The organism is Clostridium sartagoforme (assembly GCF_039521405.1).
Classification (GTDB): domain Bacteria; phylum Bacillota; class Clostridia; order Clostridiales; family Clostridiaceae; genus Clostridium; species Clostridium sartagoforme.
Genome location: NZ_BAAACH010000010.1, coordinates 1 through 12,769, shown reverse-complemented (window position 1 = coordinate 12,769; position 12,769 = coordinate 1). Strand labels below are relative to the sequence as shown.

Below are 12,769 nucleotides of genomic sequence, written 5' to 3'. Positions count from 1 at the left end.
TATATGCATATGAGGATATGGAAGGTACTATACGACAAGATATATATAAGGCAGAAAAAGAAAGGGATAAAAAAGAAAAAGAAAATCTTTTGAAAGAATCTGAAAATAATATTAGAAGTATGGGAAAAAGTCAAGGATTAACAGAAGATGAAATTAATGAAAATGTTGAAAGAGCAAAAGAAAATATACTTTCTGAAGATAATGATATAGATGCTTATTTCTATAATATAAAAATAAATACATTTGAAACTATAGCTAGAACAAAAAATATTGAATTTTACATTGAAGATAATACTGGAGCAAAAATTACTAATATAAAAGATAATAGCTTTGAATATAAGATAAAGAATAAGAAATTTGAAGATGAAAATTATTATTATATGTATTTTCCAAATTCTAAAAATGATAATGAAAATAATTTGTATTCTAAGGAATTATCCAAAGTCTATCCAGATTTGATTGATTATTATAATAGAGAGACAGTTAAATATTATAGAATACCAAAGAATTTAAATGAAGGGGACAATCTTTATTATGAATGGGATTATAGGAAAGGAGCTTTAAATACATTAAAAAGATATAGTATTATTTCTTTAGCATCAGGAATAATAACCTTGATACTAGCAATTTTAAGTTATAAATATAAAAATAAAAATAAAGATGAAAATGGCTTTATGGAACGTTTATACTTAAAGTTACCATTAGATATTAAGATATTTATTCCTATATTATGTGTTAACACGATTAAAGAACTTATAACAAATGTTATACCTTATTATAGTGGTAATAGTTATTCCAACAAAATAATAGCTTTATCAATAGTAGCAATAATAGTAACTTATTTACTTATAAAGGATATGATTCTTATAATAGGAGGAAAAAGGGCCTTAGGAAATATCTTAACAAAAAAATATATAATAATAGTAATAGATAAATTAAAAAACTGTTATATTGTTAGTACAACAGCATTTAAAGTAAGTGCTATGATTTTTATGACTGCTTTAGCTATATGGTGCACTATATTAATAAATTATTATAGCTATTGGAACTATATAACTGTAATGACAGCCCAAATATATGTAATTGTATATTTAATAATATTAACAGCTTATGTGATTATAGTATTTGGTGAAGCAAATATATTGAATATAAAATCAAGAAAAATAGCAGATGGTAAATATGAAAAAGAATATAAGAAAAATAGAATGATAATTTTCAAAGAAATAGAAAGTAATATGTTAAATATAGAAGAAGGACTTAATGGAGCTTTAGACAAAGCAATTAAAAGTGAAAGAATGAAAAGTGAATTGATTACCAATGTATCACATGATTTAAAAACACCTTTGACATCAATAATAAATTATGTAGATTTATTAAAGGAAGAAAATTTGTCACAAGAGAAAAGAGACAAATATATAGAAGTTTTAGATATAAAATCTAAGAGGCTTAAAATATTAATAGAAGATTTATTTGAGGCTTCAAAAGTAACATCTGGAAGTATGGAATTTGAAAAAGAAGAATTAAATATAGTATCATTACTTAGACAAATATTAGGGGAGTTAGAAGAAAAAATATCGCTAGCAGAGTTAAATGTAATAACTAAATGGTCAGAAACAAAAGCTATATTATTTTTAGATGGTAGAAAAACTTTTAGAGCATTTGAAAACCTAGTAAATAACATTATTAAATATTCAATGAGAAATTCTAGAGTATATATAGAGGTTATAAGTAATGATGAAGAAGTTATAGTAATAATGAAAAATATATCATCATATCAGCTAGATTTCACGGCAGAAGAAATAGTTGAAAGATTTAAAAGGGGTGATAAATCTAGAAGTACAGAAGGGTCTGGACTTGGACTTGCTATAGCAAAAAGTATAGTAGAACTTCAGGGTGGAAGCTTTGAAATAGATATTGATGGAGATTTATTTAAAGTAACTATAAAATTTAAAAAATAAGTATTTATTTAAAAGAGGTTTTTCATAATGAATTTCTATTCATTATGAAAAACCTCTTTTAATTTTTAATTATAAACTAAAAATTAACTATTTTTCATCTTCATCCATTAAATCATCAAAGCTAAGAAGTTCATCTTCTGAATTTTCATTAAGAGAACTGTTAGATTTATAAGATATTTGGTTAATAGCTTGATATATTTTTTCTAAAAGATAATTTTGGATTCTTCGAGTCTTATATGCTTTATTAAAAATAATAAAACTCCATATTCCTATGATAGCAAAAGTTATCATAAATAAAGCACCAATACCATAAAAAACTATTTGAAAAATTTGAACAGCTAAATCCATATAAAAATACCTCCAAATTTTATATAAAAATTTAAAAACTTTATACTTTCAGTCTGCTATTTTACTTAAATAAGATTATTAATTAGCAGCTATTAAATTCATAAGTCAATAAATTAAGTAGATAATTAATTAAAACATATATATTATAGCATAGAAAATTACAACAATTTAGTTTAATTAGAAATAAATATGAAATTTAAATATTAATGATTACTATTAAAATTATATGTCTATAATTTAGAAAGATACTGAAGGTAAGGAGAAGAATATATGAAAAAAATAATATTATTAGCAGCATCAACTGCACTATTAATAGGGTTTTTACTAGGATTTATAGAAGTTGTAAATCAAGAGCCAACCGAAAACAAAAAAATATTTACATATTCTGTATCTTCAGTACCAACAGATTTTAAATCAGTTGGAGACTTAGACAAAAGAATGCAGGATATAGTGTGTGCTACTAGTAGAGGCTTAGTAGAATTAAATTCATCTAAAAACATAGTTCCTTCTCTATCAGAAAGTGTTGAAGTAAGAGACGATGGATTAGAATATGATTTTAAAATAAGATCAGATATTTATTGGAGTGATGGAAGTAAAATAACTCCAAAAGATATAGCAACATTTTTTAGAGAAATATTAACAGAAGAAAATGGAGAAAATATAGGTGCATTATTAAATGTGTATGGAGCAAAAGGATTTAGAGATGGATATGGATCTTTTTCTGAGAATGTGGGAATTTCCTATGGAGAAGAAAATATAATATTTAGACTAAATTCAAAGGATGATAATTTTATTGAAGAACTCACTATGCCACAATACAGGTTAAGAAAGAACGTTATATTATGGAATAATATAAAACAAAATTATGATAAGCTTGTTTACTCAGGATATTATGGTATTTCTGAAATATCAATTGATGAATTAACCCTTAAAAGAAATAATAATACAAATATAGAGTTAGTTGAAACGATAAAGGTAGCCTCAGATGAAAGTGAAGAAGTAGCAATGGCAGCTTTTGAAATAGGGGGAAGAGATATAGTTATAAATCCACCTAAAAGCCAATTAAGCAGATTAAATGAAGAAAATAGATTGATGACTTTAGAATCTGATAAGGCAATGTATTTGACATTTAATCCCAATAGTGATTCTATACCCATAGAAGGTAAAAAAAATATATATAGTTCAATAAATAAGGCTATGGAAGAATATCAATTAGAAAATAATATGTTTATAGAGCTAGCTGAAGGTAGCTATTTTAGAAATGATAAGGAAGATTTACTTAAGCTTCAAAGTAGAAAGGTAATGAGTAATGAATCAGGTGAATGGAGTAAGCCTAAGGAACTTTTTTTAGTTGCACAAGAAGGAACTGAAAATAAAGAGATTTGTGAATATATATCTAATTGGTTTGAGAAAAATACAGATATTTATATAAATTATAAATTAATTACAAATGAAGAAATGAACTCTATAAAGGATTCTAATTATTATGATATAGCATTAATTCAAGGAGATTCTAATTTTTCAGGAGATGATTCTATATATAATACAGTGGTTAAATTTCTTCCTGGAAAATATAAAGACCAATTTTCTACAGTGAAAACAGAAGGAGAAAAAGAAGCATTATTTACTAAATTAGAAGATGAGTTATTTAATACGTATCAAGTATTACCAATTATTTTTTATAATAATAATATAGCTTTAAACAGTAAAATAAAAAATATGATTTTAGATGGTAATGGAAATATAGACTACAGTAAAATAGAAAAGTCATAGTAGCTTTTCTATGGGTAAAAGCCACTAAATGTTTTCTAAAAAAGAGTGCGAAATTAAATTATTGATGTAATTTTTAACAAATTACATCAATAATTATTTATCACATATTATTTAGTTATAATAATAACAACTTAGTATTTAATTACTAGTTAAATCGTCATTATTAGATATAAGAATATTATTTTTCATGTTTTCAAGAGCAGTGTCTGGAACTTCAATAGTATCTTCCCTAATGATGATATCATCAACATATGTTTCATCAGTTTTTTCAGTATCATTATCTCTATAAGAAATATCAGATTTTATTAGGTTTGTTTCGCGCATAAAGTCATCTTTAAATAGAAAAATTATTAATTGATATATATACATATTTTTAAAGCTATCGAATGATGAACCAGATGGTGAAAAAGAATCTTTCTTTTTAGAATAAGAAATACTTTTATTAAAAATTGGCGCAACCCCTAAACTCGCAGGAGTTGATGTTGTTGGCATTCTAAAGAAGTTTTCTTCTAACATATCAGATGAATTTAAAGTTAATCCCCTATACCTTTCAGCATCATCTAAAGTAGGTGCTTCAGGCCAACATGTTATCAAGCCAGAATTTATAAAATATTTTCTATATAATGATGAAATCATATTTTTATATTCATTATATCTATTAGATTCCTTTGAATACATAATAATAGCTAGGAAGTAAAATGTGACATCAAAGCATGAATATTTTAAATCTTTTTTACCAGAAAGTTTAAGAAAAGCTTCTTTTTCATCATCATATAAAGATACTAGCTTATTATTTATTTCTTTAGCTTTTTCATTAAAGGTAATCATTTGAGTATGTTTAAATGATAAAATCAAGTTTATTAAGAATAAGCATGTAAAATCTAAAGCATCCACATAATAGTCTTTTTCATCAAATTTATTTATAAGATAATCTGTTAAGTCTACAATTAAAATTTTAGCATCATTATTTTTAGAATTACTATAAAAGATATTAATGGCAGTAAGTATTTTACATATTTCTTCAAAAGAGCATTCATAAATTTTTTCTTTAAATTCATTAAGCATTTGTAGTATTTCTAATGAAAATTTATTGTAATCTTCTGAAATATCATCATCTTCATATAACATTGAGTATAAATTATATGAAACCATCATAAATGCTTGGTCAGAAAATTTAAATTTATTATTTTTTTCTGTAAGATTAAAACCTTTATAGTTATTTTCAGAAAGATTTCTTTTTTCTATAAAGATTCCTTCAGTATTTCTTAAGTTTACTGAGTAAAAGTCAAGTTGTTTTTTAGCCAATCTCTTATAAATTTGAGAATAAGAATATAATTTTTCATCAGCATCTTTAAACTTTGAATAATAGGTAGTTAAATTCAATATACTTGAAGTCATTAAAGCATTAGTTATTGGAGCTATATCCTTTTTAAAGGATTCTTCATCAAACCCATTATAGTTCTTACTATGAATATAATTAGGGGAGGATTTTCTATATATACATAGTAGTGGAGAAAAATTACCAGATGTGGTAATATCAATGGAGGATGATATTTTTTTATAATTTTTAACTGAATCAACTAATCCACATTTTGACTCAAGAACTAATGTCCTTATGGCCTCCTTTGATAAGTGAAAAAGTTGGCCGTTAATTTCTTTTTGAGATAGTTTATTCATTCTAAAAAATGGTCCTATATATCGCAAATTCTTCACCTCTTCATTAATCCTTATATTAATAATATGAGTTTAATGTTAAAATAGTGCATAAATTTTAATAATATTAAGAATTGGAGGTAAATTATGAGAATAGATGGAAGAAAAAATGATCAAGTAAGAGCTACAAAAATAACTAGAGGATATACAAAATATGCAGAGGGATCTGTATTAATAGAAGTTGGTGATACAAAAGTTATTTGTACTGCATCCATAGAAGATAAAGTTCCACCATTTTTAAAGGGGCAAGGAGAAGGGTGGATAACTGCTGAATATAATATGCTACCAAGATCAACAGGGACAAGAAAAGTAAGAGATATATCTAGGTTGAAGATAGATGGAAGAACTATGGAGATACAAAGGCTAATAGGAAGGGCATTAAGGTCAGTTATGGATTTGAAGGCGCTTGGAGAAAAAACAATATGGATAGATTGTGATGTTATTCAAGCAGATGGTGGAACAAGAACAACATCTATTACAGGAGCTTTCGTAGCATTAGTAGATGCAGTAAATAAATTGCATAAAGAAAAACCTTTTGATGTATATCCAATAAGGAAATTTGTCAGTGCAACTAGCGTTGGTATTCTTAATGAAGAAAAAATCTTAGATTTATGCTATGAAGAAGATTCAAAAGCAAAAGTCGATATGAATATTATAGCTACAGATGAGGGTGAATTTATAGAAATACAAGGAACAGGCGAAGAATCACCATTTAGTAGAAATGATTTAAATGATCTTCTTGACTTGGCACAAAAGGGGATAAAGCAAATGGTGCAAATACAAAAGGAAGCATTAAAAATGGATTCACTTTGGATAGGTACTGGAGGAAAATAGTTAAATGAAGAAACTTATAATTGCAAGTAATAATCAAGGTAAGATAAAAGAGATGAAAAAAATTTTAGAAAATATGCCACTAGAAGTTTTCTCATTAAAAGATATGGACCTTGATATAGATGTAGAAGAAGATGGAATAACATTTGAAGAAAATGCAAAAAAGAAATGTAAAGAGATATATAAAGAACTTATAAAAATGGGAGAAAATAATTTTATAGTGGTGGCGGATGATTCAGGATTGGAAGTGGATTATCTAAATGGAGAACCAGGAGTGTACTCTGCAAGATATTCAGGAGAACATGGTGATGATAAAAAAAACAATGAAAAACTACTTTTAAACTTAAAAGGAGTTAATTATGAAAATAGAAAGGCTAGATTCGTGTGTCAATTAGCTTTAATAAATGATAATAATATTTATAAGTCAGTAACAGGAACAGTTGATGGATATATATTGGATAATGAAAAAGGATGCGATGGGTTTGGATATGATCCACTATTCTTTTATGAACCATTTAATAAAACTTTTGGAGAGCTTTCAATGAAGGAAAAAAATAGTATATCTCATAGGGGAGTTGCTCTTGAAAAATTTAAAAAAATTATAGAAGAATTTTTATAGGAGGCAAATATGAAGATTGCTGTATTAAGTGATTCTCATTATGAAACTTCATTTATAAATGATATAAAGGAATACTTAGAAGATATAGATATTATATTACATTGTGGAGATGGAGCACCAGATACTAAAGCCTTATCTAATATTTTTAGAGGAGAAATATATGCAGTTAAAGGTAATTGTGATATGAGCAAAGAATATCCTCTTGAAAGAATTATTGAAGTAATGGGAATAAAAATATTTATGACTCATGGGCATATGTATAATGTTAAAAATGAGTACAATACTATATTCTACAAAGGTAAGGAAGTTGATGCAGATATAGTCCTTTTTGGACACTCACATAAGGCACTAATAAAGGAGTATGATGGATTAGTAATAATGAATCCGGGAAGTATAAGTTTACCTTATGGTAGGGCAAAGAGAACATTTGGAATTATAGAAATATTAAAAAATAACAAACGGAATATTTCTATAAAAGAAATAGAATAATAAATTCATGCAATCCGTTATTAATTTACAATATTATTAAATATCTAGGTAAATCTCCAAAATTCTCTTATATAGATTATTTTTTTAAAAATGTATTGACGGATTGCTATTCCTATTGTAGAATAAACATTGTCGTTGAGAGATATTGAAGATATCGGGGTGTGGCGCAGATGGGAGCGCGCGTGGTTTGGGACCATGAGGTCGCAGGTTCAATCCCTGTCACCCCGACCACTTTCAAAATCAAATATGCGGGTGTAGCTCAATGGTAGAGCCCTTGCCTTCCAAGCAAGTTACGTGAGTTCGATTCTCATCACCCGCTCCATTAAATCAACAGATAAAAAAATGTTGACAATTGGCAAAGAATGATATAAAATAATTAATGTTCTTTGTAACAATATGCGTGTTTAGCTCAGCTGGATAGAGCAACGCCCTTCTAAGGCGTGGGCCAGGAGTTCGAATCTCTTAACACGCACCATAAGTATCGGGGTGTAGCGCAGATGGGAGCGCGCGTGGTTTGGGACCATGAGGTCGCAGGTTCAATCCCTGTCACCCCGACCACTTTCAAATTTAATATGCGGGTGTAGCTCAATGGTAGAGCCCTTGCCTTCCAAGCAAGTTACGTGAGTTCGATTCTCATCACCCGCTCCATACGCGTGTTTAGCTCAGCTGGATAGAGCAACGCCCTTCTAAGGCGTGGGCCAGGAGTTCGAATCTCTTAACACGCACCATAAATGGTGAACGTAGTTCAGTTGGTAGAGCGCCAGTTTGTGGCACTGGTTGTCGTGGGTTCGAGTCCCATCGTTCACCCCATTCGCTGGGATATCGCCAAGCGGTAAGGCACCGCACTTTGACTGCGGTATTCGTAGGTTCAAATCCTGCTATCCCAGCCAACTTGGTTTACTAGCTCAATCGGTAGAGCACTTGACTTTTAATCAAGGTGTACCGGGTTCGATTCCCGGGTAAGCCACCAAAATATATGCAGATGTGGCGGAATTGGCAGACGCACTAGACTTAGGATCTAGCGCCATTGGCGTGGGGGTTCGACTCCCTTCATCTGCACCATATTTTAAACTAAAATAAGCGGAAGTGGCTCAATGGTAGAGCGTCACCTTGCCAAGGTGAATGTTGCGGGTTCGAGTCCCGTCTTTCGCTCCATATTATGCGGGTGTAGCTCAATGGTAGAGCCCTTGCCTTCCAAGCAAGTTACGTGAGTTCGATTCTCATCACCCGCTCCATATGCGTGTTTAGCTCAGCTGGATAGAGCAACGCCCTTCTAAGGCGTGGGCCAGGAGTTCGAATCTCTTAACACGCACCATATGCGTTATTAGCTCAGTTGGTAGAGCACCTGACTCTTAATCAGGGTGTCCCGGGTTCGATCCCCTGATAACGCACCATATGGTGAACGTAGTTCAGTTGGTAGAGCGCCAGTTTGTGGCACTGGTTGTCGTGGGTTCGAGTCCCATCGTTCACCCCATTTGCTGGGATATCGCCAAGCGGTAAGGCACCGCACTTTGACTGCGGTATTCGTAGGTTCAAATCCTGCTATCCCAGCCAACTTGGTTTACTAGCTCAATCGGTAGAGCACTTGACTTTTAATCAAGGTGTACCGGGTTCGATTCCCGGGTAAGCCACCAAAATATATGCAGATGTGGCGGAATTGGCAGACGCACTAGACTTAGGATCTAGCGCCATTGGCGTGGGGGTTCGACTCCCTTCATCTGCACCATATTTTAAACTAAAATAAGCGGAAGTGGCTCAATGGTAGAGCGTCACCTTGCCAAGGTGAATGTTGCGGGTTCGAGTCCCGTCTTTCGCTCCATATTATGCGGGTGTAGCTCAATGGTAGAGCCCTTGCCTTCCAAGCAAGTTACGTGAGTTCGATTCTCATCACCCGCTCCAAAAAAATAAAGGATAACATAAGTTATCCTTTATTTTTTTACTTTTTAATAAAATTATAAAAAGTTAATAGAATAATATAAAATTTCATTACTTCCACCTTAGGCATATATAAGTCTAATGAAATATATTGCATTTATAATAAAATAAATTTTTAAATTATAAATAATAATTTACTATAATATTTGTATTCTTACACAAATGTTATTATAGTAACTAAAAATAATATATTTTAGAGATATAATACAATTATTAAAGGAAAGGGTGGTAGTATGAATTTTAATTATGATGAACTTGATAGTTTATATAAATACGAAGAAGAGTTAGGAGCTATTTATACGAAAAAACAAACTATTTTTAGAATATGGTCTCCACTAGCAGAAAATATGAAATTAAAGCTTTATGGAAAAGAAGGCTATGACTACTCTAGAGATTCTATAGACATTATAGAAATGAAAAAAACAGATAGAGGAGTTTTTGAAATCATAGTAGAAGGAGACTTACATGGTGAGTATTATAACTATTTAGTTAATATCAATGGAGAAATAAATGAAGTAGTTGATATCTATGCTAAGGCAGTAGGTGTTAATGGAAAAAGAGGAATGGTAATAAATTTAGATAGTACTAATCCAAAAGGTTGGGAAAATCATAGAATTCCATCATTTGATCCTTTAGATTCAATTATATATGAATTAAATATAAGAGATTTTACAATAGATAAAAACTCTTTAGTTGACGAAAATATAAGGGGAAAATTTAAAGGATTAACTCAAGAAATAAATAAAACTGATAATATAACAACTGGATTTAATCATCTAAAAGAACTTGGAATAAACACAATACAATTAATGCCGAGTTTTGATTATAAAACTGTAGATGAAGAAAAATTTAGTGAATTAGAATATAATTGGGGGTATGATCCGCTAAATTATAATTCTTTAGAAGGTTCTTATTCTACAAATCCTTATTTATCGGAAGTGAGAATAAAAGAATTTAAGGAAATGATATTAAAGGCACATGAAAATAATATTAAAATTATTATGGATGTTGTGTATAATCATACCTTTGATACAGAAAATTCCAACTTTAACATGAGTTTCCCAAATTACTATTATAGACAAAAAAGAGATGGAAATTTTTCAAATGGATCAGGTTGTGGAAATGAAATAGCATCAGAAAGGTATATGGTAAGAAAGTTTATTGTTGACTCTATCATATATTGGGCAAAAGAATACAAAATAGATGGATTTAGATTTGATTTGATGGCTCTACATGATATGGATACAATGAAGAGGATTAGAGAAGAACTTAGTAAGCTAAATAAAAATATACTAATTTATGGAGAAGGTTGGAAGGCGGATGATTCACCATTATCTGATGATAAGTTAACTCTTAAAAAAAATATAAAAAAATTTGATAAATTACAAATAGGAGCTTTTAGCGATGATATAAGAGATTCAATAAAAGGAGACGTTTTTCAAAAAGAAAAAGGTGGGTTTATAAACGGAGAATCAGATCTTGAAGAAAGTATAAAGTTTGGTATAATCGCATCTATAAAGCATAAAGATATAGATTACAATAAAGTTATTTATTCAGATGAGTACTGGGCAAAGGAACCATATCAAGTTATAACGTATACATCAGCTCATGATAATTATACTTTATGGGATAAGATATGTTTAGTTGAAACTTCATCATCGGAGGAAGAAAAAAAAGATATGAATAAAATGGCAGCAGCTATAGTACTAACATCACAAGGAATTCCATTTATACATTCAGGAGATGAAATACTAAGAACTAAGAAAGATAAAAATAACAATTTAATAGAAAATAGCTATAAATCGCCTGATTGCATTAATAAATTTGATTGGAAGAGAAAAGAAAAGTATATAGATGTTTTTAATTATTACAAAAAACTGATTAATTTAAGAAAAAAACACGAAGTATTTAAAATGAAATCAGCAGTAGATATACAGGAAAATATTTCATTCTTAAATATAGGAGAGAACTTTAATGAGAATAATATAGTTGGATATATAGCTAATGGGGACAAAGTAGGAGATAATTTAGGAAAAATAGCAGTTATATTCAATTCTAATAAAAATGAAGTTGAGGTAGAACTAGACCATAGTAAGTTTGAAGTAATAGCAGACAAAGAGGATATAAATGAAGAAGGACTTTATTATATAGAAGGAAGCAAGATTAAGGTTAAGCCTATTTCTTTTATAATATTGAAATATTTATAAATTGTAAAACAATTTATTTAGTGCACAGCTTAGAATTCACAGTTTACTTGTACAAAGTATCTATTATTTTAAACTTACCAACTAGTCATGCAAAAAAAAGGCAATAGATAAATAGTTGTACATAAACTTATCTATTGCCCTAATTTTAAATTTCTGTTCTCTTTAAATGCTTATAATTTGAATTCTGTGAATTGTGCTTTGTGAAATAGAAATTTTATTTTGCAAAATATAAAAATGGTGCACCTAGAGGGATTTGAACCCCCGACCACTGGATTCGAAGTCCAACGCTCTATCCAACTGAGCTATAGATGCTTATTACAAATTCAATAAACAAATATATTATAATACTAATACTTTTAAAATTCTACAATTTAATTCTGTAGAATTCTAATTTTAAGGTATTAATCTTACACATATCCACGAGTATCAATATATGAGAAATAAAGATATATTAATAAAATATAGTGAAAATAAAAAATAATCTTAAATAAACGGATTATATATATTTTTAGATAAGTGAAGCTATGATAGAATAATCAATGTTCTTAAGAAACAATTGTTTAATAAAAAAATATTGACAATGAATACTTGAGATGTTAAGATGTAGAAGTCGCTTATGTGACAAGATCTTTGAAAATTGAACAGAAAATAAGTTAAGTAAAATAAACCAGCAATTCTTTTAGAAGTCTTAAGTGAGAATCTAAATTTTAATTTAGTTATTCGAACTTACAACGCTGACAATAGTAAGCGTTGTTGCATTAAAAGACTCAAAGTAATTTGAGACAGATTAAACTTTTTATTGAGAGTTTGATCCTAGCTCAGGACGAACGCTGGCGGCGTGCCTAACACATGCAAGTCGAGCGAGGAGATTCCCTTCGGGGATGAACCTAGCGGCG

8 protein-coding genes, 21 tRNA genes, 1 rRNA gene and 1 pseudogene are annotated in these 12,769 nt (G+C 29.2%); 28 read left to right on the top strand and 3 right to left on the bottom strand.

Features of this window, described 5'->3' with window-relative positions:
* Window positions 1-17: 17 nt before the first annotated feature.
* Both ABDZ60_RS03310 and ABDZ60_RS18650 read left to right on the top strand, forming a co-directional pair.
* Window positions 18-1,484 (top strand): annotated as a pseudogene (locus tag ABDZ60_RS03310) (sensor histidine kinase); the annotation flags it as partial.
* A gap of 15 nt (window positions 1,485-1,499) precedes the next feature.
* Window positions 1,500-1,958, top strand: a complete 459-nt coding sequence (locus tag ABDZ60_RS18650; protein WP_425544843.1) for an ATP-binding protein — start codon at window positions 1,500-1,502, stop codon at window positions 1,956-1,958.
* A gap of 87 nt (window positions 1,959-2,045) precedes the next feature.
* Here the strand turns inward: ABDZ60_RS18650 and ABDZ60_RS03305 are convergent, their stop codons facing one another.
* Window positions 2,046-2,306, bottom strand: a complete 261-nt coding sequence (locus ABDZ60_RS03305) for a Vpu (protein ID WP_016208062.1) — start codon at window positions 2,304-2,306, stop codon at window positions 2,046-2,048.
* A 270-nt stretch (window positions 2,307-2,576) separates the two neighbouring features.
* Here ABDZ60_RS03305 and ABDZ60_RS03300 point away from each other — a divergent pair, with 270 nt between their 5' ends.
* Entirely contained in the window at window positions 2,577-4,079 is a 1,503-nt protein-coding gene (locus ABDZ60_RS03300) for an ABC transporter substrate-binding protein (protein ID WP_343775991.1), read from the top strand.
* A gap of 138 nt (window positions 4,080-4,217) precedes the next feature.
* On the opposite strand, the gene ABDZ60_RS03295 is transcribed toward ABDZ60_RS03300, so the two are convergent.
* Window positions 4,218-5,792: a hypothetical protein gene (locus ABDZ60_RS03295; protein ID WP_343775988.1), complete on the bottom strand. Its 1,575-nt coding sequence runs from the start codon at window positions 5,790-5,792 to the stop codon at window positions 4,218-4,220.
* An 87-nt stretch (window positions 5,793-5,879) separates the two neighbouring features.
* Between ABDZ60_RS03295 and rph the strand changes: the two genes are divergently transcribed.
* From rph to pulA, 24 genes are all read left to right on the top strand, one after another.
* Window positions 5,880-6,626, top strand: coding sequence for a ribonuclease PH (rph, locus tag ABDZ60_RS03290; protein ID WP_016208060.1), 747 nt, complete (start codon window positions 5,880-5,882; stop codon window positions 6,624-6,626).
* A gap of 4 nt (window positions 6,627-6,630) precedes the next feature.
* Window positions 6,631-7,242, top strand: coding sequence for an XTP/dITP diphosphatase (locus tag ABDZ60_RS03285; protein WP_016208059.1), 612 nt, complete (start codon window positions 6,631-6,633; stop codon window positions 7,240-7,242).
* Between the two features lie 9 nt (window positions 7,243-7,251).
* The gene (locus ABDZ60_RS03280; RefSeq protein ID WP_016208058.1) at window positions 7,252-7,731 is read left to right on the top strand and encodes a metallophosphoesterase; all 480 of its coding nucleotides are present in this window, start codon (window positions 7,252-7,254) and stop codon (window positions 7,729-7,731) included.
* A gap of 155 nt (window positions 7,732-7,886) precedes the next feature.
* Window positions 7,887-7,962, top strand: a tRNA-Pro gene (locus ABDZ60_RS03275).
* A 17-nt stretch (window positions 7,963-7,979) separates the two neighbouring features.
* Window positions 7,980-8,053 (top strand) — tRNA-Gly (locus tag ABDZ60_RS03270).
* A 76-nt stretch (window positions 8,054-8,129) separates the two neighbouring features.
* Window positions 8,130-8,206: transfer RNA gene (locus tag ABDZ60_RS03265), tRNA-Arg, on the top strand.
* 7 nt (window positions 8,207-8,213) lie between these two features.
* A tRNA-Pro gene (locus tag ABDZ60_RS03260) sits at window positions 8,214-8,289 on the top strand.
* 16 nt (window positions 8,290-8,305) lie between these two features.
* Window positions 8,306-8,379: transfer RNA gene (locus tag ABDZ60_RS03255), tRNA-Gly, on the top strand.
* A gap of 3 nt (window positions 8,380-8,382) precedes the next feature.
* Window positions 8,383-8,459: transfer RNA gene (locus ABDZ60_RS03250), tRNA-Arg, on the top strand.
* A gap of 6 nt (window positions 8,460-8,465) precedes the next feature.
* Window positions 8,466-8,541 (top strand) — tRNA-His (locus tag ABDZ60_RS03245).
* A gap of 5 nt (window positions 8,542-8,546) precedes the next feature.
* A tRNA-Gln gene (locus ABDZ60_RS03240) sits at window positions 8,547-8,621 on the top strand.
* Between the two features lie 4 nt (window positions 8,622-8,625).
* Window positions 8,626-8,701: transfer RNA gene (locus tag ABDZ60_RS03235), tRNA-Lys, on the top strand.
* 8 nt (window positions 8,702-8,709) lie between these two features.
* Window positions 8,710-8,793: transfer RNA gene (locus tag ABDZ60_RS03230), tRNA-Leu, on the top strand.
* An 18-nt stretch (window positions 8,794-8,811) separates the two neighbouring features.
* Window positions 8,812-8,886, top strand: a tRNA-Gly gene (locus tag ABDZ60_RS03225).
* A 6-nt stretch (window positions 8,887-8,892) separates the two neighbouring features.
* Window positions 8,893-8,966, top strand: a tRNA-Gly gene (locus ABDZ60_RS03220).
* 3 nt (window positions 8,967-8,969) lie between these two features.
* Window positions 8,970-9,046, top strand: a tRNA-Arg gene (locus ABDZ60_RS03215).
* A gap of 3 nt (window positions 9,047-9,049) precedes the next feature.
* Window positions 9,050-9,125, top strand: a tRNA-Lys gene (locus ABDZ60_RS03210).
* 4 nt (window positions 9,126-9,129) lie between these two features.
* A tRNA-His gene (locus ABDZ60_RS03205) sits at window positions 9,130-9,205 on the top strand.
* Window positions 9,206-9,210: 5 nt separating this feature from the next.
* Window positions 9,211-9,285 (top strand) — tRNA-Gln (locus ABDZ60_RS03200).
* A 4-nt stretch (window positions 9,286-9,289) separates the two neighbouring features.
* A tRNA-Lys gene (locus ABDZ60_RS03195) sits at window positions 9,290-9,365 on the top strand.
* A gap of 8 nt (window positions 9,366-9,373) precedes the next feature.
* Window positions 9,374-9,457: transfer RNA gene (locus tag ABDZ60_RS03190), tRNA-Leu, on the top strand.
* Between the two features lie 18 nt (window positions 9,458-9,475).
* A tRNA-Gly gene (locus ABDZ60_RS03185) sits at window positions 9,476-9,550 on the top strand.
* A gap of 6 nt (window positions 9,551-9,556) precedes the next feature.
* Window positions 9,557-9,630 (top strand) — tRNA-Gly (locus ABDZ60_RS03180).
* A 269-nt stretch (window positions 9,631-9,899) separates the two neighbouring features.
* A complete protein-coding gene (pulA, locus tag ABDZ60_RS03175; protein ID WP_343775978.1) occupies window positions 9,900-11,873 on the top strand; it encodes a type I pullulanase in 1,974 nt (657 codons plus the stop codon).
* 235 nt (window positions 11,874-12,108) lie between these two features.
* Here pulA and ABDZ60_RS03170 read toward each other — a convergent pair.
* Window positions 12,109-12,185, bottom strand: a tRNA-Arg gene (locus ABDZ60_RS03170).
* A 483-nt stretch (window positions 12,186-12,668) separates the two neighbouring features.
* Here ABDZ60_RS03170 and ABDZ60_RS03165 point away from each other — a divergent pair.
* A 16S ribosomal RNA gene (locus ABDZ60_RS03165) occupies window positions 12,669-12,769 on the top strand; the annotation flags it as partial.